The following is a 25,611-nucleotide window of genomic DNA, read 5'->3' as shown; positions in this document are numbered from 1 at the left end:
TCGATTTCCTTATGTCAGAAAGTTCTGCAACAAGTCATTGAGGAACAGTTGTCCGCGCATCGTCGCCGCCAGACGTGACGGTTCGACCTGCAACAAGCCACTTTGTTCGGCCTCTCGCCGGCCTTCGGCAAGGCTTTCCAGGGTCAGCCCGGTGCGCTCCGGATACAGTCGCGCCTCCACGCCCTCGGTCAGGCGCAGGGCGTTCATCAGGAACTCGAACGGCAACTCGTCATTGGTCAGGGCTTTCTCGCCCGCCTGGAAGCTCTTGGCCGGGTTGAGGTAGTCCTTGGGCAGGCGAGTCTTCCAGGTGCGCACGATGCGCCCGTCCGGATGGCTGAGCTTGCCGTGGGCGCCGGCGCCAATACCGATGAAGTCGCCGAAACTCCAGTAGTTGAGGTTATGCCGCGCGGCGCGACCGGGTTGGGCGTAGGCCGAGACTTCGTACTGCGCATAACCGTGTTCGGCCAACAGCGCCTGGCCAGCCTCCTGAATGTCCCACAGGGTGTCGTCTTCCGGCAGGGTCGGCGGCTGGTTCCAGAACACCGTGTTCGGCTCCAGTGTCAGCTGATACCAGGACAGGTGGGTCGGGTTCAGGGCGATGGCCTGGCGCAGGTCGCCCAGGGCGTCCTCCAGGGACTGGTCGGGCAAGCCGTGCATCAAGTCCAGGTTGAAGTTGTCGAACCCGGCCTGACGGGCCATGCCGGCGGCACGTACCGCTTCATCGCCGTTGTGGATTCGTCCCAGGGCCTTGAGTTTCTCTTGCTGAAAACTCTGGATACCGATCGACAAGCGATTGATGCCCAGCGCCCGATAGGCGACGAACTTCTCTTGTTCGAAGGTGCCCGGGTTGGCCTCCAGAGTGATTTCGATGTCGCTGGCGAACGGGATGCGTTGCTCCACGCCTTTGAGCAACCGGCCCAACGCCTGGGCACTGAACAGGCTAGGCGTGCCGCCACCGAAGAAAATCGAGCTCAGTTCGCGGCCATAGACGGCATGCAGGTCCTGGTCGAGGTCGGCCAGCAGGGCGTCGACATACTCTTCTTCCGGCAGCACTACGCTTGCGGTGTGGGAGTTGAAGTCGCAATAAGGGCATTTGCGTACGCACCACGGGATGTGGATGTACAGCGCCAGGGGCGGCAGTGTTGGCAGCGCGGCCCGAGACGAGGGGGCGGCGCCGCCGAAGATCAGCGGCGACGCGGTGGGGTCGTGGGTCATTTCAGGCTCAGGCGTTGGCGCAGCAATTCCATTGCGCGGGCGCGGTGGCTGAGCTGGTTCTTCTCGGTCGGGCCCAGTTCGGCGCTGGAGCAGTCGCGCTCCGGTACCCAGAACAGCGGGTCGTAGCCAAAACCGTGTTCGCCGCTGGCCTGGGTCAGGATGCGCCCGTGCCACAGGCCTTCGCAGAGAATCGGCAGCGGGTCATCGGCGTGACGCACCAGCGCCAGCACACAGACGAACTGCGCGCCGCGCTCGGCTTCAGGCACGTCCTTGAGCGCATCGAGCAGCTTGGCATTGTTGGCCGCATCGCCCTGGCCGTCGGCATAGCGCGCCGAGTAGATGCCCGGCGCACCGCCGAGAAAGTCCACCGCCAGCCCCGAATCGTCGGCCAGCGCCGGCAAGCCGGAAATACGTGCCGCGTTACGGGCCTTGAGGATGGCATTCTCGACGAACGACAGGCCGGTCTCTTCAGGTTCGACGCTGCTGAATTCGCCGATCGAGCGCAGGTGCACCGAGTCGCCGAGCATGGCCTGGAGTTCCTTGAGTTTGCCGGCGTTGTGGCTGGCCAGTACGAGTTGCGTGAAGTTGATCATTGGCCAGGGAAGAGCTCTTGGTTGAAATTGATAGTGTTGATTTTGTCACCGGTCTGCACCTTGATATCGAAGGTGCGGGTTTCCTGCTGGTCCACCGGGTACTGCGCGATGTAGTAGACCGCGCCTTGTTCGGTGATCTGCTTGAAGTTCAGCGTCACGCTTTGGCTGGTCAGGTCTTTCACGGTGCCGGTGACGCTGGCGAGCATCGGCTTGCCGTCCTTGATCACCGAGACGTTGATCACGCCCTGGTTCTTGCTGCGGATCAGTTCGGCGCCTTTGGCGATGTCGGGTGTCAGGTAGGTGGAGTTGAAGGTGTTGTAGTGCACCGTCACGTCACCGAAGGTTTCCTGGCGCTCGCCTTTGATGACGTCGGCTGCCATGGCGCTGACGCTCAGGCAGGCTGTAACTAGAAAAAGAGCTAGACGACCCATGATCGTTCTCCTCGAAATGTCCGGATTAAACCGCTACCTGGTGATCCTGCAGGCCAGGACTGCTGACGCGGTAGATGCCAATCTCACCTAATAGATTAGGCCATAGCTTACTGGCCCACCCGTGGCGGTGTTGTTGATCGACGGCAAGCCGATCGATGACGCGGGCTTCCCGTTCGCGACACAGCGCTTCAAAGTCTTCGAACGTGCAGAAGTGGATGTTCGGCGTGTTGTACCAGGTGTACGGCAAAAACTCCGAAACCGGCATCCGGCCCTTGCTCGCCAGATACCAGCGGCAGCGCCAGTGACCGAAGTTGGGAAAGGTGATGATGCACTGGCGTCCGACCCGCAGCATTTCGTCGAGGATCTTGTCCGGGTAATGCACGGCTTGCAGGGCCTGGGTCATGACCACGATGTCGAAACTGTTGCTGGCAAAGTTGCCCAGGCCCTTGTCCAGGTCCTGTTCGATGACGTTGATGCCCTTGGCGATGCACTCGGCAATGTTGTCCGGGTCGTTTTCCAGGCCGTAGCCGGTGACTTGCTTGTGGTCGCGCAGCCAGGTCAGCAGCTCGCCATCACCGCAACCGAGGTCGAGCACGCGGCTGCCGGCGGGGATCCATTCCTGGATGATTTCCAGATCAGCTCTCATGGCTTTCTCACACCGTAATTCGGTTCATGTAGTTACTGAACGCCTGCAAGTAGCGCGGGATCGGAATCAGGAAGGCGTCGTGGCCTTGCGGAGCATCGATCTCCAGGTAGCAAACGTCTTTCCTGGCGGCCATCAGAGCGTCCACCAGTTCCCGCGAGCGGGCCGGGGAGAAGCGCCAGTCGGTGGTGAAGGACATCACGCAGAAGCTGGCCTTGGCCCCGGCGAAGGTTTTCGCCAGGTTATCGTCGAAGTTCGCCGCCGGATCGAAGTAATCCAGCGCCTTGGTCATCAGCAGGTAGGTGTTGGCGTCGAAACGCCCGGAGAACTCTTCGCCCTGATAACGCAGGTAGCTTTCGACCTGGAACTCGACACTGTGAAAGTCGTAGTTGAGCTTTTCACTCTTGAGGCCACGGCCGAATTTCTCGCCCATGGAGTCGTCGGACAGGTAGGTGATATGCCCGACCATCCGCGCCAGCATCAAGCCGCGCTTGGGGATCACTCCGGCTTCCTGGAAGGAACCACCGTGGAATTCGGGGTCCGTAAGGATCGCCTGGCGCGCCACTTCGTTGAAGGCGATGTTTTGCGCCGACAATTTGGGGGCCGAGGCAATCGCCAGGCAATGGCGGATGCGATCGGGGTAGGTGATGCTCCATTGCATCGCCTGCATGCCGCCCAGGCTGCCACCGATGACGGCCGCCCATTGCGTGATGCCGATGCGGTCCGCCAGGCGCGCCTGGCTGTGGACCCAGTCTTCCACGGTCAGCACCGGGAAGTCGGCACCGAATGGCTTGCCGGTGTCCGGGTTGACGCTGCTCGGGCCGGTGGAGCCGTTGCAGCCGCCAAGGTTGTTCAGGCTGACAACGAAGAACTTGTTGGTGTCGATCGGCTTGCCGGGGCCTATGCAGCTGTCCCACCAACCGGGCTTGCGGTCGTCAGGGCTGTGGAAGCCCGCGGCGTGATGATGGCCGGACAGGGCGTGACAGATCAGCACGGCGTTGTTCGCCGTAGCGTTCAGCGTGCCGTAGGTTTCATAGATCAGGTCATAGGCTGGCAAGGAGCGGCCGCAGGCAAGGGCCAGGGGCTCGCTGAAGTGAGCCACCTGGGGCGTCACCAGGCCAACGGAATCGGCGGGAAAGGCAGTTGGCATCGACCCTGCTCTCGTTGAAATGAGGCGTAAGTCTAAAGACCGCTGTGGCCAGCGGCAAGCAAAGGCCGGGCCTGATTTTTTCTCGGTGTACCTGTGGCGAGGGAGCTTGCTCCCGCTGGGGTGCAAAGCGCCCCCAACAAAGCTAATGCGGTCATTCAGAATGAACTCGGCGATAGTTTTTAGGGCTGCTGCGCAACCCAGCGGGAGCAAGCTCCCTCGCCACATTGAGGTCAGGTCGGGCGCACCAGCCCCGGTAAATCCGGCAGCTTTTTGGGGGCATGGATGCGCACCCGTTTCTGCCGGTTCAGCTCCCCGCTGATCAAGCTGACCTGGCTCTTGGATACCCCAAACGCCTTGGCCAGGAAGGCCATCAGGTAGGCGTTGGCCTTGCCTTCGACCGGCGGGGCGGTGAGGCGGATCTTCAGGCGATCACCATGCAGCCCGGCGAAATCATCGCTACGGGCCGCAGGTTGCAAGTGACACTCAAGGATCAGGTCATCGCCGTCCCAGCGAAAATAACTCATCAGATCAGCCCGAGCAGCCCCTGTGGCATGAGGGCATAGTATGCAAGGCGTGGGATCAGCCAGCTTTGCAGCAACTGGATCACGATAAACGCGAAGATCGGCGAGATGTCGAGGCCGCCCAGGTTCGGCACGAGACGGCGGAACGGGGCGAGTACCGGTTCAGTAATCTGCGCGACCAGCTCTGCGCCAGGATTGTGGCTCCCCGGGGCGACCCAGGACAGAATCACACTGATGATCATCGCGTAGAACAGAATGTTCAAAAACAGCGAGAAAATGGCGATCAGTGCCCAAGGCACCAAAAACAGCCAGTCGATCTGGAAGCCTTTGAGCAGCAGGATGACCGCTATCAGCACCATCTGCACGATCAGCGCGAGAACAAGTGACGACATGTCGAGCCCGAACATGCTCGGGATTACCCGGCGCAGTGGCTTGAGCAGCGGTTGAGTGGCTTTCACGGCGAACTGGCAGAGCGGGTTGTAAAAATTCGCCCGAACCAATTGCAGGATGAAGCGCAACATCACGATCAACAGGTACAGGCTGCCCAAGGTTTTAATTACGAAAATGGCAGCATCATTGAGTCCGAGCATTATTGATTCCTTTGTAAGAGCTGATTAGCGACCCAGTTGTTCGGCCATCTCGGCCGAGCGGTGTGCCGCAGCACCCAGTGCGCTTTCGACCAGGGCTTCGAAGCCGCCGGCCTGGAAGGTCTTGATCGCCGCTTCCGTGGTGCCCGCAGGCGAAGTCACGCGACGGCGCAGTTCGGCGGCGTCGACGTCACTGGCAACCGCCATGTGGGCGGCGCCCAGTGCGGTCTGCAAGGTCAGTCGGGCGGCGGTTTCCCGTGGCAGGCCGAGTTTCTCGCCGGCCGCGGTCATGGCTTCGATCAGCAGGAAGAAATACGCCGGGCCGCTGCCGGATACGGCGGTGACAGCGTCCAGTTGCTGCTCTTCGTCGAGCCACAAGGCGATGCCGACAGCCGACAGCAGCTCTTCGGCTTGCTGGCGTTGCTCGGCGCTCACTTCGCCGGTGGCGTACAAGCCGCTTACGCCCTGACGCAACAGCGCCGGGGTGTTGGGCATGCATCGCACGATCGGCTGGGCGCCGAGCCAGCGGGTCATGCTGGCGCAGGTGATCCCGGCCGCAATCGACACCACCAGCTGGTTCGGCGCAAGGCTTGGGCGCAAGGCTTCACACACGGCTTTCATGGCCTGGGGCTTGACCGCCAGCACCACCACGTCAGCACCCTGGATGGCATCAGCGTTGTCGGCAAATACGTCGATGCCGTGCTCGGCGTTCACCCGTGCACGGGTTTCGGCGCCGGGATCGCTGGCGCGGATCCGGGCGGCATCCAGACCTTTGGCGCGCAGGCCGCCAATCAGGCTGGCGGCCATGTTGCCGGCACCAATAAAGGCAATACGAGTCTTGCTCATGACAGGTCCTTATAGAGAGGTGAGTCAGCCACGGTCATGGCTGGCCATAATCGCGGGCACCAAACAGGGCCGTACCGATGCGGACCCAGGTAGCGCCCTGGGCAATGGCCGACTCCAGGTCGTGGCTCATGCCCATGGACAGTGTATCGAGTGGCAGATTGAGGCGTTCTTGCAGGCTTGTGTTCAGTTCGCGAACGGCGGCAAAGGCTGCGTCCTGCTCGGCGCGAGCGTCGGTTGGCTCCGGGATCGCCATCAAGCCGCGCAATCTCAGGCGAGGCAGGGCGCTGATGGCGCTGGCCAGCTCGGGCAAGTCGGCGGGGGTGCAGCCGGACTTGCTGGCCTCGCCGCTGACGTTGACCTGAATACAGATGTTCAGGGGCGGCAGGTCGGCAGGACGTTGTTCGGACAGGCGTTGTGCAATTTTCAAGCGATCCACGGAATGCACCCAAGCGAAGTTCTCGGCGATAGCGCGCGTCTTGTTCGATTGAATGGGGCCGATGAAGTGCCAGGACAAGGGCAGGTCAGTCAAATCCTGCTGCTTGCTTAGGGCTTCCTGCAGATAATTCTCGCCAAAGTCCCGCACGCCGGCGGCGAAGGCTTCGCGCACCGCCTCGCTGGGCTTGGTCTTGCTGACGGCCAGCAGCCGGACACTCTGTTCGACGCGGTGCGCGGCCTGTTCCGCCGCGCGGATGCGCGCAGCTACCTGTGAAATATTGTCTGCTATCGTGGACATTCAAGGGACGCCGGCAGTCTGAGGTTCGCGGCATTCTACTGGAATTGAGGAGTTCAATGGATATCACGGAACTGCTGGCGTTCACAGCCAGGCAGGGCGCATCGGACTTGCACCTGTCGACCGGGTTGCCTCCGATGATCCGGGTGGATGGCGATGTGCGGCGCATCAACCTGCCGGCTCAGGATGCAAGGCAGGTCAATGAACTGATCCGCGCCATCATGAGTCAACAGCAGCAGGCCGAGTTCGAGCAGGTGCTGGAGATCGACTTTGCCTTTGAGGCATTGGGTGTGGCGCGTTTTCGGGTCAATGCCTTCCATCAGCATCGCGGGCCCGGTGCGGTATTTCGCAGCATTCCGGCAAAAGTGCCGAGCCTGGACGAGCTTGGCATGGGGGATGTGTTTCGCCGTATTGCCGAGCTGCCACGGGGACTGGTGCTGGTCACCGGGCCTACGGGGTCCGGCAAGTCGACCACCCTGGCCGCGATGATCGATCACCTGAACAGTCACCGGCATCAGCACATCCTGACCATCGAGGACCCGATCGAATTCGTCCACGAGCCGCGCAAATGCCTGATCAATCAGCGTGAGGTCCATCGTGATACCCGCAGTTTCAGTGCGGCGCTGCGCTCAGCCCTGCGTGAAGACCCGGACGTGATCCTGGTGGGCGAGATGCGTGACCCGGAAACCATTCGCCTGGCGCTCACGGCTGCCGAAACCGGACACCTGGTGTTTGGCACGCTGCACACCACCTCGGCCGCCAAGACCATCGACCGGGTCGTGGATGTGTTTCCGGGCGCGGAGAAGGCCGTGGTCCGCTCGATGCTCGCCGAGTCGTTGCAGGCGGTGATTTCCCAGGCGCTGATCAAGAAGGTCGGGGGTGGCCGGGTGGCGGCTCATGAAATCATGCTCGGCACCTCGGCGATCCGTAACCTGATCCGCGAAGACAAGGTGGCGCAGATGTACTCGTCGATTCAGACCAGCGGATCGCTTGGGATGCAGACCCTGGACATGGCCCTGAAGTCGCTGGTGAACAAAGGCCTGATCAGCCGCGAGCATGCGCGGGAGAAGGCGCGGTCACCGGAAGGTTTTTGAGAGGGGCAAACCAGTGGCGAGGGAGCTTGCTCCCGCTCGAGTGCGCAGCGCTCGCAGGTTTTTGGGGCCGCCTCGCGACCCAGCGGGAGCAAGCTCCCTCGCCACAATGATCTTGCTTTAAATCAGCGCTGGGCGATGCGCATGGTGTTCGGCTCTTTCGGCAGAACCCGCTTGGCAACCACGTAGTGGCTGTTCCAGTACGGTTTGTTCAAGGTGTCGATGGACACCGACTTGCCGCGACGTGGCGCGTGGATGAAGCGATCGTTGCCCAGGTAGATGGCAACGTGGTTCACCCGGCGGCTCTTGAGCTTGAAGAAAATCAGGTCGCCAGGTTTCAGGTCCTTGCGCTCGACTTTCAACCCGTGGCCGCTGGCCATGGCGTTGGAGGTGCGTGGCAGATCGATCGCGGCGACGTCATTGAAGGCGTATTTCACCAGGCCGCTGCAATCAAAGCCTTTACTTGGGCTGCTGCCGCCCCAACGATAAGGCGTACCGAGCACGTTCACCGCGCGGCTCAATACATCGCTGCTCTGCTTGGGCGCCATGGGCGGAACCAGCGAGCTGTTGGCCTTGCTCAGTTGAGTCGGGCTTTTTACCGAGTGTTTGTTTTTGCTGGTAGCGGCAGAAACATGAGATTTAGGGGTGTAACCATTAACGTTCGGAAGACGTTGCTCACGATTGGTGGCGTGGGCGGCCAGTGGCAGTAATAGGCAAATGGTTAGCCATGTCTTGAAAAATGGACGCATTAGGCAGGGCTCGTATAAGTTAGCGCGCAACTTTATAACAGCTTTTTTGTCCGTTCCGAGGCCGCTGGTCGATTCAATCTGGCGGTCAAACGCGGTAAAGACGCGGCAAACTGACGCAATTGTCGGACAGAAGTCAGGTGTTACAAGGCCTGGACGGAAGTGACGGTAGCATTTGCCATACGTCGGGCGCCTGTAAAAAAGTCACAAAGAATTCAAGAATATTTATCTATCGCGTGGTTCGAGGTCTTTATGAACACCTATCAACAGCCTGCAATGCATCAAGATACGCACAGCAAGGTCATCGGTTACCTGCTGTGGATTTTCGGCTTCACCGGCGCTCACCGCTTCTATTACGGCAAGCCCGTGACCGGGACGATCTGGTTTTTCACCTTTGGCTTGCTGGGGATTGGCTGGCTGATCGACCTGTTCCTGATCCCGGCCATGGACCGCGAAGCGGATCTGCGTTTTACCGCAGGGCCGATTGAATACAACGTTGCCTGGATCCTGCTGACATTTCTCGGCGTGTTCGGCTTGCACCGGATGTATCAGGGGAAATGGATCAGCGGATTGCTGTACCTGTTGACGGGTGGTTTGTTCTTGATTGGGGTGTTGTACGACTTCTGGACGTTGAATGACCAGGTCTCGATCCGCAACGCGCAGAGTCGCTAAGCAGGTGGAGTAGGAGCGAGCACGCTCGCTCCTACACTTTGCCCCTCAAGCCTGGTGGCTGATCCGGCCGTCCACCAGGGTGTAGCGCACCACGCCCGGCAGGCTATGGCCGATAAACGGGCAGTTTTCACCCTTCGACAGCCAGTTCTCGCCCGCCACGGTAGACGCGGCAGGATCAAACACCACCAGGTCCGCCTGAGCACCCACCGTCAGCTTGCCCGCGGGCAGGCGCAGGGCCTCGGCCGGACCGGCGCTCAAGCGGGCGAGCAGGGTCGGCAGGTCGAGCAAGCCGTCTTCCACCAGGGTCAAGGCCAGTGGCAACAGCAACTCAACACTGCTGATGCCTGGCTCGGTCGCACCGAACGGCGCCAGCTTGGCATCGCGCTCGTGGGGTTGGTGATGGCTGGAAATCGCTTGCACCACCCCGGACTTCACTGCGGCACGCAGGCCATCGCGGTCAGCGCGGGTACGCAGCGGCGGTTGCACGTGATACAGGCTGTTGAAGTCGATCAGCGCCTCATCGGTGAGGATCAACTGATACAGCGCCACGTCGGCCGTCACCTTCAATCCCCGGGCCTGCGCCTGGGCAATCAGGGCCACGCCGCGAGCGCTGGTGAGCTGGCTGAAGTGCGCACGCACCCCGGTCTGCTCCACCAGCAACAGGTCACGGGCCAGGGCCACGGTCTCAGCGGTTTCGGGAATCCCCGGCAAACCGAGGAAGCTCGCCGTCGGGCCTTCGTGAGCCAGGCCACCTTCGGCCAGGTCATGATCCTGAGAGTGGAAGATCACCGTCAGGTCGAAGGTTGCCGCGTAATCCAGCGCCCGGCACAGGGTGCGGGTGTTGCGGAAACTGTCCAGGCCGTTGCCGAACGCCACGCAGCCGGCATCGCGCAGGGCAATCAGTTCTGCAAGCTGTTCGCCGTCCAGGCCTTTGCTCAGTGCGCCAATCGGGAACACCTTGGCGTTGCCGGCCTCGCGGGCGCGGTCGAGGATCAGTTCGGCCACGGCCGAGGTGTCCAGCACTGGCTTGGTCCGTGGTGGGCAGCACAGGCTGGTGACCCCGCCAGCCGCCGCGGCTCGGGTTTCACTGGCAATCGTGCCTTTGCGGCTGTAGCCCGGTTCGCACAGGGCGACGTTCAGGTCGACCAGGCCGGGGGCAACCACCAGGCCTTGAGCCTCGATGGTTTGAGCGGCGACGAAACCGGCTGGCGCGGCGCCAATGGCGACGATCTTGCAGGCTTCGACGTGGATATCGGTGACTTGATCCAGGCCACTGCTTGGATCGATGACGCGGGCGCCGAGAATGCTGAGCTTCACTGGGCGTTCTCCTGCTCGAATTGGCGCTGGGCAGTTTGCCCGCTCATGGCCATGGACAACACGGCCATACGAATGGCGATCCCGTAGGTCACCTGATTGAGAATCACCGAGTGCGGACCGTCGGCCACCGCTGATTCAATCTCCACCCCGCGGTTGATCGGCCCCGGGTGCATGACGATGGCATCCGGCTTGGCGCCGGCCAGGCGTGCAGTGGTCAGGCCGAACAGGCGGTAGAACTCGCCTTCGCTCGGCAACAGGCCACCGGTCATGCGTTCACGCTGCAGGCGCAGCATGATCACCACGTCGACGTCTTTCAGGCCTTCGGTCATGTCGGTGTAGACCTTCACGCCGTATTGCTCGATGCCGATCGGCAGCAGGGTTTTCGGCGCGATCACGCGGATGTCAGGGCAGCCGAGGGTTTTCAGGGCCAGCATGTTCGAACGGGCAACCCGCGAGTGCAGGATGTCGCCGACGATGGCCACCGAGAGGTTTTCGAAGCTGCCTTTGTGCCGACGAATGGTGAGCATGTCGAGCATGCCCTGGGTCGGGTGGGCGTGACGGCCGTCACCACCGTTGATGATCGCCACTTGCGGGCAGACATGCTCGGCGATGAAGTGCGCGGCGCCGGAGTCGCCGTGTCGCACGACGAACATGTCGGCGGCCATGGCTTCCAGGTTGCGCAGGGTGTCGAGGAGGGTTTCGCCCTTGCTCGCCGACGAGGTCGACACGTTCAGGGTGATCACGTCCGCCGACAGCCGCTGGGCCGCCAGTTCGAAGGTGGTGCGGGTGCGGGTGGAGTTTTCGAAGAACACGTTGCATACGGTCTTGCCGCGCAGCAACGGGACCTTCTTCACCGCCCGGGCGCCGACTTCAAGGAACGAGTCGGCGGTGTCGAGGATTTCCGTCAACAGCTCACGGCGTAGGCCGTCGAGCGAGAGGAAGTGGCGCAGCTGGCCCTGATCATTGAGCTGCAGCGGGCGCTTGGTGTCTGGAGGCGTCATCGCAATGGACTCTTTAAAAGGGCGAATTAAAGGGCGAGGTCTTGCAGTTCAAGCTTGAGTTCCGGTCCCGACAGCTTGACCCGCTCATGGGGGGCCAGGGTCAGCGTGGCGCCGACAACATCCGGGCTGATGGGCAGTTCACCGGCGTCCAGGTCCAGCAGGCAGACCAGGGTGACGCTGGCCGGGCGGCCGTAATCGAAGAGTTCGTTCAGGGCGGCGCGGATGGTCCGGCCGCTCATCAGCACGTCATCGATCAGCACCAGGTGCTGGCCCTCGATCTCGAACGGCAGCTCGGACGGGCGCACTTGCGGGTGCAGGCCATTCTGGCTGAAGTCGTCACGGTAGAAGGAAACATCCAGGGTGCCCAATGGCGAATCGCTGCCAAGCGCTTCGAGCAAGGCTTGAGCGACCCACACGCCGCCGGTGCGAATACCGATGTAGCGCGGTTCGCTGATGCTGCGATGTTCAAGGTGGGCCTTGAGGTCGATCGCCATCTGGCTGATCAGTTCGGCGGGATTGGGCAGGCTCATGGTTGCTCCTTCTTGGACCCGGGCCGGTACAGGCTGAATGTGGCCCGGGTTGTAGCTAAGAGAGACGCTTGTCGCGGCTCTTCAGGATTCGAACAATGCGGTGTTTTCGTCGAGCCAGCCTTGCAGCAGCAGCGCGGCGGCGATGGCGTCGACGGGGTTGTCGCGGTAGCTGCCTTTTTGTCCGCCGCGCACCAGGCGTTGGCCCTTGGCTTCGAAGGTGGTCAGGCGTTCATCGTGGGTATAAAAGGGCAGGTTGTAGCGGCCATTGAGGCGGCGGGCGAACTTCTCGGCGCGTGCGCACATGTCGCTGGGCGTACCGTCCATGTTCAGCGGCAGGCCGACCACCACGGCGTCGGGTTTCCATTCCTTGATCAGGGCTTCGACCTGATTCCAGTCCGGAATGCCGTTCTGTGCCTTCAAGGTGCACAGCTCGCGGGCCTGGCCGGTAATCACCTGGCCGACGGCAACGCCGATCTGCTTGGTGCCGTAGTCAAAACCGAGGATCAGACGCAGGGCCATCAGGCGTGTCCCGCCTGGCTGATCAGCAGGCTGAGGTTGATGCCCAGGTGCTTGGCCGCCGCTTCCAGGCGCAGTTCGCTGCTGGTATTGAACAGGATGTCGGCATCGAACGGGCAGGTCAGCCAGGCATTGTCGGCCAGCTCGGCCTCCAGTTGGCCGGCTTCCCAGCCTGCGTAGCCGAGGACGATCAGGCTTTTGGCCGGGCCAACGCCGTCAGCGATGGCAAACAGCACATCCTGGGACGTCGACAATGCCAGGCCGTCGAGCTCGACAGTGGCCTGGTACGTCTGGCCGATGGGGTGCAGGACAAAACCGCGATCGGTCTGCACCGGGCCACCGGTGAAAATCGGTACGTGCTGGCACAGTACGGGTGGTTCGATGTTCGGGCGCAATTGCTCAAGGACGTCCGCCAGGGTCAGGTCCTGCGGGCGGTTGATGACCAGGCCCATGGCACCATTGGCCGTGTGCTCGACGATGTAGGTCAAGGTGTGCGCAAAGTTCGGGTCGGCCATGTGTGGCATGGCGATCAGGAAGTGATGCTTGAGGTAGCTGGGGCTGACGTTCTTCATGTGCGCTAGTGTGGCGTTGGAGGGGCAAACTGACAAGCTGGGGATGCGCAGGAAATGCCCTGAATATCCGCGAATAACTCCGGCCCCTGTGGGAGCGGGCTTGCCCGCGATGACGGCGGTACATTCACAATTGCAGTGTCAGACAGACCGCTATCGCGGGCAAGCCCGCTCCCACAGGGTTTTGCGGTGTTCAATTGCTGGAAAGCCTATCCCCACGGGCAAACTTCCACGTGCGGATGATTTCCAGTCGGTCGATGTCCGACAGATCGCCGGTAAAGGGGGCAAAGGGGGCCGCCAGGCGAACGATGCGCTGCGCCGCCTGATCCAGCAGCGGTTGGCCGGAGGACTCCAGCACCAGCACTTCGTACAGCGAGCCGTCGCGATTGATCGAAACCATCAGGCGCAGATTGCCGTAGATCTGCTTGCGGCGTGCTTCGTCCGGGTAGTTCAGGTTACCGATGCGTTCGACTTTCTTGCGCCATTCGTCCTTATACCAGGCGCCCTTGTCGCGCATGGTGGACGCGGCATTGAGGCGGTGGATGCGCGGGCGCTTGGCGTAGAGCTGTTGTTCGTTGGCCAGTTCCGCTTCCAGGCTGGCGATGTCGCTGGACAGCTGCGCGCTGTCGAACGTCGGCGTCACGACCTTGGGGGACGGCGCGGTCTTGATTTCTTCTTTTTTGGTCGGCGCCTTTTTCGGTGCGGGCGCAACCGTGGTCACCGCCGCCTTGGGCGCGGCCTCCGGCACTTGAGGCTTGGGCACGGGCGGTGGCGTGACTTTTTGCACCTTGTTGTCCTGGAAGGGCGCGACCTCGGTGGTCTTGGGAATGGCCTTTTTATCCAGGGTGCCGCTGCCTTGCTGATGCTCCTGGGCCAGGAAATCGGCTTTTTGCGGTTTGGTTTCGCTTTTGAAGGTGGCGAGGGTGATTTCCAGGGTTTTGCTGACCTGCTGGGGCTCGACCAGGGTGAAGCCAACGCCGAGCAGCAGGGCCAGGTGAATCAGCGCCGCGAGAAACAGGGTAAATCCAAGGCGATCGGCCGGGCGCACGCCGCGGTGGGCGAGTTCGAGTGGCAGATCGGATGGAAGGGTCATGGCAAGTGGCCTGTGTGGTTGGTTCTGTTAGTCAACTTCGGCGTCAGTGGCCCATATCCTGCGTTGCTGTTCCTCGCCATAGCGGGCTATGACTCGTCACAGCTCCTTGGCTCTGGGCTGCTGGCATCCGAATTTGAGCTAACGAACTAACCGTACAGGCCACTAGAAAACCAACATTGCGTGTTTCACAGGCCGCGCATGATAACGCAATGTTGGTTGCCCCTTGGGTGTTCTATATCAGCGGGCCTTGAGCTTCTGATCAATGGCCGCCATCAGCATCTCGCCGATGTTGGTGCCAAACGCGTTGTCGATTTCACGAATGCAGGTCGGGCTGGTGACGTTGATTTCGGTCAGGTGCTCGCCAATCACGTCGAGGCCGACGAACAGCAAGCCCTTTTCACGCAGGGTCGGGCCGACTTGTGCGGCGATCCAGCGATCCTTGTCGCTCAGCGGGCGGGCTTCGCCACGGCCGCCAGCGGCCAGGTTGCCCCGGGTCTCGCCGGCAGCGGGAATCCGTGCCAGGCAATAATCCACAGGCTCGCCGTCGATCATCAGGATGCGCTTGTCGCCGTCCTTGATCGCCGGCAGGTAAGCCTGGCCCATGATCTGCTGAGTGCCCAGCGCGGTCAGGGTCTCAAGGATCACTGACAGGTTCGGGTCGCCCGCGCGATGACGGAAGATCGAGGTGCCCCCCATGCCGTCCAGCGGCTTGAGGATCACATCACCGTGCTGGGCGGCGAATTCGCGCAGCACGTCGGCGCGACGGCTGACCACGGTCGGCGGTGTGCACTGCGGGAACAGCGTGGCGAACAGTTTTTCATTGCAGTCGCGCAGGCTCTGCGGCTTGTTGACCACCAGCACGCCCGCCCGCTCGGCTTGCTCGAGCAGGTAGGTGGAGTACACGAACTCCATGTCGAACGGCGGATCCTTGCGCATCAGGATCACGTCCAGGTCGCTCAGCAGCGCATCGGTCTCGGCTTCCAGCTCAAACCATTTTTCCGGGTTGGCGAAGACTTTCAGCGGGCGCATGCGCGCGCGGGCTTCACCTTCGCCCTGGTACAGGTCGCGCTGCTCCATGTAGAACAGCTCCCAGCCACGGGCCTGGGCCGCCAGCAGCATGGCCAGCGAACTGTCCTTCTTGTAGGCAATGTTGGCGATTGGGTCCATGACAATCCCGACGCGAACGCTCATGGGTTTTTCCTCGAAAATGGGGTGGCCCCTGATCTGGGGTAGAAAACGGGGTTCAAAATGGCATGAAAAAGTGGCGTCAGAGTGGCGCTGAGTGTGTTCCCGGTCAAGGAAAAACCACCACGCGGGCCGGCCGATAGATTGGAGTGGGAGACTGTGCTAAAAAGACTGGCATGTCGCGCTGGCCCTTGAGCATCAAGGGGTTCGAGCCACCGACTAACGGACAAACTGATTCGCAAAGGCGATGGTAGAGCAACTATGGCACAGCATCCCAACGCCCTGAAGGTCATGGTGATCGACGACTCGAAGACGATTCGCCGCACCGCTGAAACATTGCTGCGCAATGCCGGTTGCGAGGTGATCACCGCCATTGACGGTTTTGATGCCCTGGCCAAGATTGCCGATCACCATCCCGGGATCATTTTTGTCGACATCATGATGCCTCGCCTGGATGGCTATCAGACCTGCGCTTTAATTAAGAACAACAGTGCGTTCAAATCCACGCCAGTGATTATGCTGTCGTCCAAGGACGGTTTGTTCGACAAGGCCAAGGGGCGGATTGTCGGTTCCGATCAGTTTTTGACCAAGCCGTTCAGCAAGGAAGAACTGCTGAGTGCGATCCAGGCCCATGTGCCGGGGTTTGCCGCCGATTTGCCGCAGTAGGACACGCACAGTGACGCTCGGCCAACGGGCCCTGCGTCGATAAAAAATGGGGAAGACCATGGCACGTATTCTGATCGTCGATGATTCGCCGACTGAAATGTACAAACTGACCGGCATGCTGGAAAAGCATGGTCACGAAGTGTTGAAAGCTGAAAATGGCGCCGACGGCGTGGCGCTGGCCCGTCAGGAAAAACCCGACGCGGTGCTGATGGACATCGTCATGCCCGGCCTCAACGGGTTCCAGGCGACCCGCCAGCTGACCAAGGACCCGGAAACCGGGCACATCCCGGTGATCATCATCACCACCAAGGATCAGGAGACCGACAAGGTCTGGGGCACCCGCCAGGGCGCCAGGGATTACCTGACCAAGCCGGTGGACGAAGACACCCTGATCAAGACGCTGAACGCCGTACTGGCGGACTGACGGCTGAGCCATGGCCGAGTCGCTGACTGCCTTCGAACTGCTGCTGCAGATCGACCAACGCTGCCGCCTGCTGGCGGCGGACTTGCCGTCCCAGCCCACCCGCAACCATGGCTGGAGCGGGATCGGCTTTCGTCTGGGCGAGCGCTGGTATGTGGCCCCCATGGGGGAAGTCAGCGAGGTGTTGCATGAACCACGCTTTACCCAGTTGCCCGGGGTCAAGTCGTGGGTCAAGGGCGTGGCCAACCTGCGCGGGCGCTTGTTGCCGTTGATGGACCTGTGCGGGTTCTTCGGTGAGGAGTTGTCGGCCCAGCGCAAGCAGCGGCGGGTGCTGGTGGTGGAATACAACGAGGTGTTCGTCGGGTTGCTCGTCGACGAGGTACTGGGCATGCAGCATTTCGATCAGGCCCGGTTCGAGCCCGTTTCACCGGGTACACAAGAGGGGCCGGCGGGGATGTTCATCAAGGGTCGGTTCGAGCGCGAGCAACGCTGGCAGGTCTTCAGCCCGTTCGCCCTGGTGCAGTCACCACGGTTCATGGACGTGGCCCTGTGATCCGAGCGGGTTGGCTGGCAGGTTTCACAAGGGTGTGGGTCAACAGGCGAGGATCGATGATAAATCCAAACACAGGCACCTCTACCGAAGGGTCGCGCAGTCGCTCGCAAATCATTGCGCTGTTCATCGCGCTGATTGTGTTCATCGTGCTGTTGTTCGCCAACTTCGCCTACCTCAACACGCAGGCCTCCTACGATAAGCAATACATCGGCCATGCCGGCGAACTGCGGGTGCTGTCCCAGCGCATCGCCAAGAATGCCACGGAAGCCGCCGCGGGCAAGGCCGCCGCGTTCAAGCTGCTCAGTGATGCGCGCAACGACTTTGCCCGACGCTGGGGGTACTTGAAGAAAGGCGACCCTAGCACCGGCCTGCCGCCAGCGCCGGCGGCGGTTCGCCCGCAAATGCGCGCCGTGCAGCTGGACTGGGAACGTCTGCTGAAGAATACCGACGCGATCCTCTCCAGTGAACAGACCGTGCTCTCGCTGCACCAGGTGGCCGCGACCCTGGCCGAAACCGTGCCGCAATTGCAGGTCGAATACGAGAAAGTGGTCGAGATCCTTCTGCAGCGCGGTGCACCGGCCGCCCAGGTGGCCATGGCCCAGCGCCAGTCGTTGCTCGCCGAACGCATCCTCGGCGCGGTCAACACAGTGCTGGCCGGCGATGAAAATGCCCAGCAGGCGGCCGATGTGTTCGGGCGCGATGCCGCGCGCTTCGGGCAGGTGCTCAATGGCATGCTCCAGGGCAACCCGGCACTCAAAGTCAGCCAGGTCGAAGACCACGACGCCCGGGCGCGCCTGACCGAAATCTCCGAACTGTTCGAGTTCGTTTCCGGCTCGGTTGATGAAATCCTCGAAACCTCACCGGAGCTGTTCAAGGTCCGGGAGTCGGCGAGTAACATTTTCAGCCTGTCGCAGACCTTGCTCGATGAAGCCTCGCACCTGGCCAGCGGTTTTGAGAACCTGGTCGGCGGGCGCTCCACCGATACCATCGGCGGCTACGTGCTGGGCCTGTTGGCCTTGATGTCGATCATCCTGATCGGCCTGGTGATGGTTCGTGAAACCAACCGCCAGTTGCGCGAAACCGCCGAGAAGAACGAGCGTAACCAGAACGCGATCATGCGCCTGCTCGACGAGATCGAAGACCTGGCCGACGGCGACCTGACGGTGACGGCCTCGGTGACCGAAGACTTCACGGGCACCATTGCCGATTCGATCAACTACTCGGTCGATCAGTTGCGCGACCTGGTGGCGACCATCAACCTGACGGCGGGCCAGGTGGCCGCCGCGGTGCAGGAAACCCAGGCCACGGCGATGCACCTGGCCCAGGCTTCGGAGCACCAGGCGCAGCAGATCAGCGAAGCCTCGACCGCGATCAACGACATGGCCCAGTCCATCGACCAGGTGTCGGCCAATGCCGCCGAGTCCTCGGCGGTGGCCGAGCGCTCGGTGGAAATTGCCAACAAGGGCAACGAGGTGGTGCACAACACCATCCACGGCATGGACAATATTCGTGAACAGATTCAGGACACGGCCAAGCGCATCAAGCGCTTGGGCGAGTCGTCCCAGGAAATCGGTGACATTGTCAGCCTGATCGACGACATCGCCGACCAGACCAACATTCTTGCGCTCAACGCGGCGATCCAGGCCTCCATGGCCGGCGATGCCGGGCGCGGTTTTGCGGTGGTGGCCGACGAAGTCCAGCGGCTGGCCGAACGCTCCTCGGCGGCCACCCGGCAGATCGAAACCCTGGTACGGGCGATTCAGGCCGATACCAATGAAGCGGTGATTTCCATGGAACAGACCACCACCGAGGTGGTGCGTGGCGCGCGTCTGGCGCAGGATGCCGGAGTGGCCCTGGAAGAAATCGAAGGCGTTTCCAAGACCCTCGCGGCGTTGATCCAGAGTATTTCCAACGCGGCGCAGCAGCAGACGACTTCGGCAGGACAGATTTCCTTGACGATGAACGTGATCCAGCAGATCACCACGCAAACGTCGTCGGGCTCCACGGCCACCGCCGAGAGCATTGGCAACCTGGCAAAAATGGCCAGTCAGTTACGGCGCTCGGTGTCCGGTTTTACCTTGCCGGCGCAGCCTGCGCGCAGCACTGACAACGCCTGAACAAGGCCTGTCGGGAACGAACTTTGAGTGGAGTGGTTATGGGTGATCGGCACGACTATGTGGCCCTCGAGTGGGTCAAGGGCGAAATTGCCGAAACGCTGAAGCAGGCCTACTTTGCCCTCGACAATCTGGTCGAGGACCCGCAGGCCATGCACGCGCTCGAGGAGTGCCTGACAGGCATACATCAGGTTCACGGCAGTTTGCAGATGGTCGAGTTCTACGGCGCGGCCTTGCTCGCCGAGGAAATGGAACAGCTTGCCGCCGCCTTGCTGCGAGGCAGCGTGAGCCATCGTCAGGAAGCCATTCGCTTGCTGCAACAGGCCCTTGGCCAGCTGCCGATCTACCTGGATCGCGTACACAGTGCCCGCCGTGATTTGCCGTTGGTGGTATTGCCACTGATCAACGACCTGCGCAGCGCCCGTGGCGAAAGCCTGTTATCGGAAACCAGCCTGTTCAGTCCGCAACTGCAGGATCTGCCAGCGCTGGATGATGCGCAGCTGGCGCTGCTGGCGCCCGTGGACTTGCCGAACGTCCTGCGCAAGGTGCGGCAAATGCTGCAGATGGGTCTGGTCGGTTTGCTGCGCGAACAGGACGATGGGACCAATCTCGGTTACCTGGCCAAGGTCTTCAGCCGTCTTGAGGCGCTGTGCGGCGATGCTCCGCTCAGCCCCCTGTGGCAAGTGGCTTCGGCCCTGGTCGAAGGCATGACCGACGGGCGCATCGGCAACAGCCCGGCACTGCGCAGTTTGTTCAAGGAAGCCGACAAGGAACTCAAGCGCCTGCTTGAGCAAGGGATGCCGGGCATCAATCAGCCCGCCCCGCCTGAACTGCTCAAGAGCCTGCTGTTTTATATCGCCAAGGCGCAGTACCCCAGCGCACAGATGCAAACCCTGAAAGATCGTTATGGGCTCGATGAAGCCTTGCCAGACAGTGCCGTGGTCGATGAAGAGCGCGCGCGCCTGGCCGGGCCCGACCGTGACGCCATGCGCTCGGTGCTGGCCGCGCTGTGCGAGGAGCTGGTGCGGGTCAAGGAGCGCCTGGACCTGTTCGTGCGCAGCGACCGTCAGCACACCTCGGACCTCGACAGCTTGTTGGCCCCGTTGCGGCAAATCGCCGACACCCTGGCGGTGCTCGGCTTCGGTCAGCCGCGCAAGGTCATCATTGATCAACTGGCGGTGGTCCAGAGCCTGGCGCAGGGCCAGCGCGAACCGAACGACGCGATCCTGATGGACGTCGCCGGTGCCTTGCTCTATGTCGAGGCGACCCTGGCCGGGATGGTGGGTATTGTCGAGGAAAGCCGTGAAGAGAGCCGCTTGCCGACCACTGACCTGACCCAGATTCACCAGATCGTCATCAAGGAAGCCCGACTCTGCCTGCAGCAGGCCAAGGACATGATCGTCGACTACATCGACGCCGAGTGGGACCGGCAGCTGTTACAACCGCTGCCGGCCTTGCTGACCCAGGTCCGGGGGGCGCTGGCGATGATCCCGCTGAGCCGTGGGGCGAGCCTGCTGGAAGCCTGCAACAGCTACATTCGCGAACACCTGCTCGTGGATCCGACCCCGCCGCACTGGCAGCAGCTCGACAGCCTGGCCGATGCCATTACCAGCATCGAGTATTACCTGGAACGCTTGAACGAAGACCCGCAAGCCCTCGGTGAACAGTTGCTCGATGTGGCCGAGCAAAGCCTGGCGGCGCTCGGCTATGTGCCCTGCGACGTTCATGTGCCGGTGCTCGATGAGGTACTCGACTCCGACGACCCGCACCTGATGGCGGATCTGCAGGCGCTGTCCGACCCTCAGACCGTGCAGTCGCTGGCCAACGTGCTGGCGAGCCCGGTGTCGGCCGTCAATCCGCCGGCCCTGATAACGCCGGGCAGTCTGCTGCCGTCGCCGAGCGACGAAGCACCGGTGGATGACGAACTGCGGGAAGTGTTCCTCGAGGAGACCGACGAGGTGCTGGACATCCTGCGCGAGTACTTGCCGCGCTGGTCGTCCAACCCCGACAGTACTTCGGCCCTGAGCGAATTGCGGCGCGCGTTCCACACCTTGAAAGGCAGTGGGCGCATGGTCCGCGCACTGGTGCTGGGTGAACTGGCCTGGGCCGTGGAAAACCTGCTCAATCGGGTGCTGGAACACAGTGTCGAACCCGGTCCACAGGTGCAGGACCTGTTGCGTGACGTGCTGCAACTGCTGCCGGAACTGGTGGTCGAGTTCGCTGGCAATGCCCAGCGCCAGCGTGACGATGTCGACCACCTGGCCGCCCGTGCCCACGGCCTGGCCAGGGGGGCAGGGGCCTCGGAGCCGCTTGTTCGGGCGGGTGCCACCGCGGCCGATCCGCAGTTGCTGGAGATCTTTCGCAACGAAGCGCAAAGCCACCTCGCCAGTCTCAACCGCTTTCTCGACCAGGCCGCAGAACATGTGCCCCTGCAGGCCAGCGACGAATTACAGCGCGCGTTGCACACCCTCAAGGGCAGCGCATCGGTGGCCGGCGTACTGCCGATTGCCGAGCTGGCGGCGCCACTGGATCAGTTGGCCCGCGAGTACAAGGCGCACCTGATTGCACTGGACCTGGATGAGGTCGAGTTACTGCTGAAGGCCGAGGGGCTGTTGCGCCAAGGCTTGAAGCAGTTGAAGAACGACCCGCTGCAGGCCATTCAAGGTGCCCAGGGGGTGATCGAACGCGCCCGGGCACTGCTTGCCGAACGCCTGGAAGCCGTACTCAACGCCCCGAACACGGGCCTGCGGATCAAGCGTGATCTGCAGCTGATCAATAACTTCCTGGCCCAGGGCATGGACATCCTGCTGGATGCCGAAAACCTGTTGAAACGCTGGCAGCAGCATCCTGGCGAACGACAGGAACTCAGCGCGTTGCTGGATGAGCTGACCACGCTGGGAGAGGGCGCCCATCTGGCCGATCTGCACCCGGTGGATGAGCTGTGCGAAGCCTTGCTCGACCTTTACGGCGCGGTGGAAGAAAGCAGCCTGGCCGTCAGCGAGCGGTTTTTCTTCGAGGCGCAAAGTGCCCACGAAGCCTTGATCAACATGCTCGACGAACTGGCCGCCGGCCAAGAAGTCACTCATCAGCCGGCGCGGGTGCGCGCCCTGCGTGATTTGCTCGATGAAGGCCTTGATCCTTCCTCCCTGGGCCTGATCCGTAGCGAGGGTGGCCGCACCCTGAGCATCACCGAGCTGGGTAGCGCCACGTCCGGGCTGCAGCAGGACCCGACCGCGGCGCTCGACACCGACGATGAAATGGTGTCGATCTTCCTCGAAGAGGCCGTGGACATTCTGGACAGTGCCGGGCAAGCCTTGCAGCGCTGGCTGACTGACCCGGAGAACGGCGCGCCCTTGTCGTCGTTGCAACGCGACTTGCATACCCTCAAGGGTGGGGCGCGGATGGCCGAGGTCGGGCCGGTCGGTGACCTGGCCCATGAGCTGGAAAGCCTGTATGAGGGGCTGGTGGATCGGCGTTTCAGCTACAGCGCCGAGCTGGCGCTGTTGTTGCAGCGCAGCCACGACCGCCTGGAACAACTGCTGGAGCAACTGCACGAGCAGCAGCCATTGGGTGATTGCACGGCGCTGATCAAGGCCATCGAGCAGTGGCGCCAACACAGCGTTGGCCCCGCCGAACCGGACGAGCCTGCGCTCGCACAGGACGCGGCGAATCACGATCCGGAATTGCTGGAAATCTTCCTCGAGGAAGGGTTCGACATCATCGACAGTTCCGGTGCGGCGCTGACACGTTGGCAGGCGGACCCGCAAAACCGTCAGGAAATGGAAACCCTTCTGCGCGACCTGCACACCCTCAAGGGCGGTGCGCGGATGGTCGAAATCGCCCCGATTGGCGACCTGGCCCATGAGCTCGAATTTTTATACGAAGGCCTGTCGACCGGCCTGCTGCAGGCCACTCCCGAGCTGTTCGGGTTGCTGCAACGCAGTCATGATCGACTGGCACAGATGCTCGACGCCACCCGTGCCGGTCAGCCGGTGCAGCCGGCCGATAGCCTGATCGAGGCCATCAAGGGCTTCAGTCACCCGATCGCGGGCGAGCACTCGGCGAAGGGGGGCGAGGCGGTGCCGGTGAGTAAGCCCGAGCCGCCTATGCCGCAACCGGAGACCGGCGCCGACATGGTCAAGGTGTCCGCCGAGCTGCTCGACGACCTGGTGAACCTGGCCGGGGAGACCTCGATCTTTCGCGGGCGTATCGAACAGCAAGTCAACGATGCCCGAGTGACCTTGGGCGAGATTGAAACCACCCTCGAGCGCATGCGCGATCAACTGCGACGCCTGGATACCGAAACCCAGGGGCGGATTCTCAGTCGGCAGCAGGTCGAGGCCGAGCGGCTGGGCTACGAAGAGTTCGATCCGCTGGAAATGGACCGCCACTCGCAGTTGCAGCAACTGTCGCGGGCGTTGTTCGAGTCCGCCTCCGATTTGCTCGACCTCAAGGAAACCCTCGAGCGGCGCAACCAGGACGCCGAGAACCTGCTGCAGCAGCAGGGGCGGATCAACACCGAGCTGCAGGAAGGCCTGATGCGCACGCGCATGGTGCCGTTCGAGCGCATGCTGCCACGCCTCAAGCGCATCGTGCGGCAGGTCTCCAGCGAGTTGGGCAAGGACGTCGAGTTCGTCGTCGGCAATGCCGAGGGCGAGATGGACCGCAATGTCCTGGAGCGCATGGCCGCACCGCTGGAGCACATGCTGCGCAACGCCGTCGACCATGGCCTGGAGTCCGCCGAGGTGCGCCGCGCCGCCGGCAAGCCCGAAAAAGGCCTGATTACCCTGGACCTGTCCCGTGAGGGCGGGGACATCATTTTCGATATCCGTGACGACGGCGCCGGCGTGCCGCTGGACGCCGTCCGACGCAAGGCGATCAAGCGGGGCCTGCTCGCCCCCGAGAGCGACATCAGCGACCGTGATGTGTTGCAGTTCATTCTGCAGCCCGGGTTTTCCACGGCCGAGAAAATCACCCAGATCTCCGGACGTGGCGTCGGCATGGACGTGGTTCACGAGGAGGTGCGGCAGCTGGGTGGTTCGATGAGCATCGACTCGACCGCTGGCAAGGGTGTGCATTTTCGCATTCGCCTGCCGTTCACGGTCTCGGTCAACCGGGCCTTGATGGTGCAGTGTGCCGAGGATCAGTACGCCATCCCGTTGAACACCATCGAAGGCATCGTGCGCGTGCTGCCCAACGAATTGGATGCTTACTACCAGCTTGATCCACCGCAGTATGAGTACGCGGGGCAGCGTTACGAGCTGTGTTATCTGGGCGAATTGCTGAAAACCAGTGTCCGCCCGAAACTCCTGGGCCAGAGCCTGCCGTTGCCGGTGCTGCTGGTGCAGTGCAACGAGCGGCACATCGCGGTGCAGGTCGACGCGACAGCGGGGACCCGGGAGATTGTGGTCAAGAGTCTCGGCCCGCAGTTTGCCGCGGTGCAGGGCTTGTCCGGCGCGACCATTCTCGGCGACGGCCGGGTGGTGCTGATTCTTGACCTGTTGGCACCGCTGCGGGCGATGCAGGCGCACGTACCGGCGCAGCAACGGCGGCCGTCATCCAGCGCTGAGACAGAGCCCCAGCGTTCGATGCTGGTGCTGGTGGTCGATGACTCGGTCACCGTGCGCAAGGTCACGAGCCGCTTGCTGGAGCGCCACGGCATGAACGTACTGACCGCCAAGGACGGGGTGGACGCCATGCTGGTGCTGGAGGAACACATGCCCGACCTGATGCTGCTGGACATCGAAATGCCGCGCATGGACGGCTTCGAAGTGGCCACGCAAGTGCGCAACGACCCGCGCTTGCAGCACCTGCCGATCATCATGATCACTTCTCGCACCGGTCAGAAGCACCGCGACCGGGCGATGGCCATCGGCGTCAATGATTACCTCGGCAAGCCGTACCAGGAATCGGTGTTGCTCGAAAGCATCGCCTTGTGGAGCAAAACCCATGCTTGAACACCGCTCCAGCCACCTCATCGGGCTGTTGTTGCCCTTGGCCGATCGCACCTTGATCCTGCCCAACGTCGCGGTGGCCGAGCTGATCGACTACCAACCCGGCGCCTTCGACCTCGACTCGCCGCCCTGGTACCTGGGGCAGGTGAACTGGCGCGACCGCAAGATCCCGCTGCTGAGCTTCGAATCGGCCTGCGGCCAGAAAACCGTCATCGGCGAGCGCGCGCGCATCGTCGTCCTCAACACCCTGAGCGGCCGGCCGAACCTCAAGTTCATTGCCTTGCTGGTTCAAGGCATCCCGCGTTCGTACAAGCTCGACAGCCAGTTGAGCTACGTCGACGTGCCGCTCTGCACCCTGGAAAAGGCGGCGGTGCAAGTCGCTGACCAGGTGGCGAAAATCCCGGACCTGCTGGCGCTGGAAGAGCTGCTGGTGGGGGCGGGGTTGGCCGTTTAATCAGGCTTGGCTT

At 62.3% G+C, this 25,611-nt stretch carries 25 protein-coding genes; 8 read left to right on the top strand and 17 right to left on the bottom strand.

Annotation, left to right across the window (positions count from 1 at the left end; genetic code table 11):
- Nucleotides 1-9: 9 nt before the first annotated feature.
- The 9 genes from hemW to CKW25_RS19020 all read right to left on the bottom strand — a co-directional run bounded on the left by hemW (nt 10) and on the right by CKW25_RS19020 (nt 6,719).
- Nucleotides 10-1,215 carry a radical SAM family heme chaperone HemW gene (gene hemW, locus CKW25_RS19060; RefSeq protein WP_095081539.1) on the bottom strand — a complete coding sequence of 402 codons (1,206 nt, stop codon included), beginning with the start codon at nt 1,213-1,215 and terminating at the stop codon, nt 10-12.
- Nucleotides 1,212-1,808, bottom strand: a complete 597-nt coding sequence (gene rdgB, locus CKW25_RS19055; RefSeq protein WP_095081538.1) for an RdgB/HAM1 family non-canonical purine NTP pyrophosphatase — start codon at nt 1,806-1,808, stop codon at nt 1,212-1,214. The genes hemW and rdgB overlap by 4 nt, the downstream gene beginning before the upstream one ends.
- A complete protein-coding gene (locus CKW25_RS19050) occupies nt 1,805-2,239 on the bottom strand; it encodes a DUF4426 domain-containing protein (RefSeq protein WP_095081536.1) in 435 nt (144 codons plus the stop codon). The genes rdgB and CKW25_RS19050 overlap by 4 nt, the downstream gene beginning before the upstream one ends.
- Before the next feature lie 25 nt (nt 2,240-2,264).
- Complete coding sequence (gene metW / locus CKW25_RS19045) at nt 2,265-2,885, bottom strand: methionine biosynthesis protein MetW (RefSeq protein ID WP_095081535.1); 621 nt, start codon at nt 2,883-2,885, stop codon at nt 2,265-2,267.
- Between the two features lie 7 nt (nt 2,886-2,892).
- Nucleotides 2,893-4,032: a homoserine O-acetyltransferase gene (locus CKW25_RS19040; RefSeq protein WP_095081534.1), complete on the bottom strand. Its 1,140-nt coding sequence runs from the start codon at nt 4,030-4,032 to the stop codon at nt 2,893-2,895.
- Nucleotides 4,033-4,262: 230 nt separating this feature from the next.
- On the bottom strand, nt 4,263-4,556 hold the full coding sequence (locus CKW25_RS19035; protein WP_095081532.1) for a DUF167 domain-containing protein: 294 nt from the start codon (nt 4,554-4,556) through the stop codon (nt 4,263-4,265).
- Nucleotides 4,556-5,143: a YggT family protein gene (locus CKW25_RS19030; RefSeq protein ID WP_095081529.1), complete on the bottom strand. Its 588-nt coding sequence runs from the start codon at nt 5,141-5,143 to the stop codon at nt 4,556-4,558. Before CKW25_RS19030 ends, CKW25_RS19035 begins: the two co-directional genes overlap by 1 nt.
- Before the next feature lie 24 nt (nt 5,144-5,167).
- Complete coding sequence (gene proC, locus CKW25_RS19025) at nt 5,168-5,986, bottom strand: pyrroline-5-carboxylate reductase (RefSeq protein ID WP_095081527.1); 819 nt, start codon at nt 5,984-5,986, stop codon at nt 5,168-5,170.
- 34 nt (nt 5,987-6,020) lie between these two features.
- Entirely contained in the window at nt 6,021-6,719 is a 699-nt protein-coding gene (locus tag CKW25_RS19020) for a YggS family pyridoxal phosphate-dependent enzyme (RefSeq protein ID WP_095081525.1), read from the bottom strand.
- A gap of 56 nt (nt 6,720-6,775) precedes the next feature.
- Here CKW25_RS19020 and CKW25_RS19015 point away from each other — a divergent pair, with 56 nt between their 5' ends.
- Nucleotides 6,776-7,810 (top strand): type IV pilus twitching motility protein PilT, encoded by a 1,035-nt coding sequence (locus tag CKW25_RS19015; protein ID WP_095081522.1) that lies wholly within the window; start codon nt 6,776-6,778, stop codon nt 7,808-7,810.
- A gap of 122 nt (nt 7,811-7,932) precedes the next feature.
- Here CKW25_RS19015 and CKW25_RS19010 read toward each other — a convergent pair whose 3' ends face one another.
- Nucleotides 7,933-8,556 carry a C40 family peptidase gene (locus tag CKW25_RS19010; protein WP_095081520.1) on the bottom strand — a complete coding sequence of 208 codons (624 nt, stop codon included), beginning with the start codon at nt 8,554-8,556 and terminating at the stop codon, nt 7,933-7,935.
- Nucleotides 8,557-8,805: 249 nt separating this feature from the next.
- Between CKW25_RS19010 and CKW25_RS19005 the strand changes: the two genes are divergently transcribed.
- Nucleotides 8,806-9,225, top strand: a complete 420-nt coding sequence (locus CKW25_RS19005; RefSeq protein ID WP_095081518.1) for an NINE protein — start codon at nt 8,806-8,808, stop codon at nt 9,223-9,225.
- Between the two features lie 45 nt (nt 9,226-9,270).
- On the opposite strand, the gene CKW25_RS19000 is transcribed toward CKW25_RS19005, so the two are convergent.
- The 7 genes from CKW25_RS19000 to gshB all read right to left on the bottom strand — a co-directional run bounded on the left by CKW25_RS19000 (nt 9,271) and on the right by gshB (nt 15,442).
- On the bottom strand, nt 9,271-10,542 hold the full coding sequence (locus tag CKW25_RS19000; RefSeq protein WP_095081516.1) for a dihydroorotase: 1,272 nt from the start codon (nt 10,540-10,542) through the stop codon (nt 9,271-9,273).
- Entirely contained in the window at nt 10,539-11,543 is a 1,005-nt protein-coding gene (locus tag CKW25_RS18995) for an aspartate carbamoyltransferase catalytic subunit (RefSeq protein WP_027617012.1), read from the bottom strand. The genes CKW25_RS19000 and CKW25_RS18995 overlap by 4 nt, the downstream gene beginning before the upstream one ends.
- 26 nt (nt 11,544-11,569) lie before the next feature.
- A complete protein-coding gene (pyrR, locus tag CKW25_RS18990) occupies nt 11,570-12,073 on the bottom strand; it encodes a bifunctional pyr operon transcriptional regulator/uracil phosphoribosyltransferase PyrR (RefSeq protein WP_095081514.1) in 504 nt (167 codons plus the stop codon).
- Nucleotides 12,074-12,154: 81 nt separating this feature from the next.
- The gene (gene ruvX, locus CKW25_RS18985) at nt 12,155-12,592 is read right to left on the bottom strand and encodes a Holliday junction resolvase RuvX (protein ID WP_095081512.1); all 438 of its coding nucleotides are present in this window, start codon (nt 12,590-12,592) and stop codon (nt 12,155-12,157) included.
- A complete protein-coding gene (locus CKW25_RS18980; RefSeq protein WP_095081511.1) occupies nt 12,592-13,161 on the bottom strand; it encodes a YqgE/AlgH family protein in 570 nt (189 codons plus the stop codon). The genes ruvX and CKW25_RS18980 overlap by 1 nt, the downstream gene beginning before the upstream one ends.
- A gap of 190 nt (nt 13,162-13,351) precedes the next feature.
- Nucleotides 13,352-14,251: an energy transducer TonB gene (locus tag CKW25_RS18975; protein WP_095081510.1), complete on the bottom strand. Its 900-nt coding sequence runs from the start codon at nt 14,249-14,251 to the stop codon at nt 13,352-13,354.
- Between the two features lie 237 nt (nt 14,252-14,488).
- On the bottom strand, nt 14,489-15,442 hold the full coding sequence (gene gshB / locus CKW25_RS18970) for a glutathione synthase (RefSeq protein WP_095081509.1): 954 nt from the start codon (nt 15,440-15,442) through the stop codon (nt 14,489-14,491).
- A gap of 255 nt (nt 15,443-15,697) precedes the next feature.
- On the opposite strand from gshB, the gene pilG reads away from it, so the two are divergent.
- From pilG to CKW25_RS18940, 6 genes are read left to right on the top strand one after another with little or no spacing between them, the layout of a single operon-like run.
- Nucleotides 15,698-16,102: a twitching motility response regulator PilG gene (gene pilG, locus CKW25_RS18965; protein WP_095081507.1), complete on the top strand. Its 405-nt coding sequence runs from the start codon at nt 15,698-15,700 to the stop codon at nt 16,100-16,102.
- Nucleotides 16,103-16,160: 58 nt separating this feature from the next.
- Nucleotides 16,161-16,526: a twitching motility response regulator PilH gene (gene pilH, locus CKW25_RS18960; protein WP_095081505.1), complete on the top strand. Its 366-nt coding sequence runs from the start codon at nt 16,161-16,163 to the stop codon at nt 16,524-16,526.
- A 10-nt stretch (nt 16,527-16,536) separates the two neighbouring features.
- Nucleotides 16,537-17,076 carry a chemotaxis protein CheW gene (locus CKW25_RS18955; protein ID WP_095081503.1) on the top strand — a complete coding sequence of 180 codons (540 nt, stop codon included), beginning with the start codon at nt 16,537-16,539 and terminating at the stop codon, nt 17,074-17,076.
- Nucleotides 17,077-17,132: 56 nt separating this feature from the next.
- Nucleotides 17,133-19,193, top strand: coding sequence for a methyl-accepting chemotaxis protein (locus CKW25_RS18950; RefSeq protein WP_095081502.1), 2,061 nt, complete (start codon nt 17,133-17,135; stop codon nt 19,191-19,193).
- Between the two features lie 38 nt (nt 19,194-19,231).
- Nucleotides 19,232-25,147: an Hpt domain-containing protein gene (locus CKW25_RS18945; RefSeq protein WP_095081499.1), complete on the top strand. Its 5,916-nt coding sequence runs from the start codon at nt 19,232-19,234 to the stop codon at nt 25,145-25,147.
- Nucleotides 25,140-25,598 (top strand): chemotaxis protein CheW, encoded by a 459-nt coding sequence (locus tag CKW25_RS18940; RefSeq protein ID WP_095081497.1) that lies wholly within the window; start codon nt 25,140-25,142, stop codon nt 25,596-25,598. Before CKW25_RS18945 ends, CKW25_RS18940 begins: the two co-directional genes overlap by 8 nt.
- Nucleotides 25,599-25,611: the final 13 nt, after the last annotated feature.

The sequence above is a fragment of the Pseudomonas sp. Irchel s3h17 genome (assembly GCF_900187505.1).
Classification (GTDB): Bacteria; Pseudomonadota; Gammaproteobacteria; order Pseudomonadales; family Pseudomonadaceae; genus Aquipseudomonas.
This window is presented reverse-complemented; position numbering and strand designations above follow the sequence as displayed.

What these genes read in the sequence shown, in the direction of transcription:
- gshB (WP_095081509.1), bottom strand. Translation starts at nt 15,442, where the DNA reads ATGAGCGTTCGCGTCGGGATTGTCATGGACCCAATCGCCAACATTGCC.
- CKW25_RS18950 (WP_095081502.1), top strand. Translation starts at nt 17,133, where the DNA reads ATGATAAATCCAAACACAGGCACCTCTACCGAAGGGTCGCGCAGTCGC.
- CKW25_RS18995 (WP_027617012.1), bottom strand. Translation starts at nt 11,543, where the DNA reads ATGACGCCTCCAGACACCAAGCGCCCGCTGCAGCTCAATGATCAGGGC.
- CKW25_RS18980 (WP_095081511.1), bottom strand. Translation starts at nt 13,161, where the DNA reads ATGAAGAACGTCAGCCCCAGCTACCTCAAGCATCACTTCCTGATCGCC.
- pilG (WP_095081507.1), top strand. Translation starts at nt 15,698, where the DNA reads ATGGCACAGCATCCCAACGCCCTGAAGGTCATGGTGATCGACGACTCG.
- CKW25_RS18940 (WP_095081497.1), top strand. Translation starts at nt 25,140, where the DNA reads ATGCTTGAACACCGCTCCAGCCACCTCATCGGGCTGTTGTTGCCCTTG.
- pilH (WP_095081505.1), top strand. Translation starts at nt 16,161, where the DNA reads ATGGCACGTATTCTGATCGTCGATGATTCGCCGACTGAAATGTACAAA.
- ruvX (WP_095081512.1), bottom strand. Translation starts at nt 12,592, where the DNA reads ATGGCCCTGCGTCTGATCCTCGGTTTTGACTACGGCACCAAGCAGATC.
- CKW25_RS19010 (WP_095081520.1), bottom strand. Translation starts at nt 8,556, where the DNA reads ATGCGTCCATTTTTCAAGACATGGCTAACCATTTGCCTATTACTGCCA.
- CKW25_RS19050 (WP_095081536.1), bottom strand. Translation starts at nt 2,239, where the DNA reads ATGGGTCGTCTAGCTCTTTTTCTAGTTACAGCCTGCCTGAGCGTCAGC.
- proC (WP_095081527.1), bottom strand. Translation starts at nt 5,986, where the DNA reads ATGAGCAAGACTCGTATTGCCTTTATTGGTGCCGGCAACATGGCCGCC.
- CKW25_RS19020 (WP_095081525.1), bottom strand. Translation starts at nt 6,719, where the DNA reads ATGTCCACGATAGCAGACAATATTTCACAGGTAGCTGCGCGCATCCGC.
- CKW25_RS18975 (WP_095081510.1), bottom strand. Translation starts at nt 14,251, where the DNA reads ATGACCCTTCCATCCGATCTGCCACTCGAACTCGCCCACCGCGGCGTG.
- metW (WP_095081535.1), bottom strand. Translation starts at nt 2,885, where the DNA reads ATGAGAGCTGATCTGGAAATCATCCAGGAATGGATCCCCGCCGGCAGC.
- CKW25_RS18955 (WP_095081503.1), top strand. Translation starts at nt 16,537, where the DNA reads ATGGCCGAGTCGCTGACTGCCTTCGAACTGCTGCTGCAGATCGACCAA.
- CKW25_RS18945 (WP_095081499.1), top strand. Translation starts at nt 19,232, where the DNA reads ATGGGTGATCGGCACGACTATGTGGCCCTCGAGTGGGTCAAGGGCGAA.
- CKW25_RS19005 (WP_095081518.1), top strand. Translation starts at nt 8,806, where the DNA reads ATGAACACCTATCAACAGCCTGCAATGCATCAAGATACGCACAGCAAG.
- CKW25_RS19015 (WP_095081522.1), top strand. Translation starts at nt 6,776, where the DNA reads ATGGATATCACGGAACTGCTGGCGTTCACAGCCAGGCAGGGCGCATCG.
- CKW25_RS19030 (WP_095081529.1), bottom strand. Translation starts at nt 5,143, where the DNA reads ATGCTCGGACTCAATGATGCTGCCATTTTCGTAATTAAAACCTTGGGC.
- pyrR (WP_095081514.1), bottom strand. Translation starts at nt 12,073, where the DNA reads ATGAGCCTGCCCAATCCCGCCGAACTGATCAGCCAGATGGCGATCGAC.
- CKW25_RS19035 (WP_095081532.1), bottom strand. Translation starts at nt 4,556, where the DNA reads ATGAGTTATTTTCGCTGGGACGGCGATGACCTGATCCTTGAGTGTCAC.
- rdgB (WP_095081538.1), bottom strand. Translation starts at nt 1,808, where the DNA reads ATGATCAACTTCACGCAACTCGTACTGGCCAGCCACAACGCCGGCAAA.
- hemW (WP_095081539.1), bottom strand. Translation starts at nt 1,215, where the DNA reads ATGACCCACGACCCCACCGCGTCGCCGCTGATCTTCGGCGGCGCCGCC.
- CKW25_RS19040 (WP_095081534.1), bottom strand. Translation starts at nt 4,032, where the DNA reads ATGCCAACTGCCTTTCCCGCCGATTCCGTTGGCCTGGTGACGCCCCAG.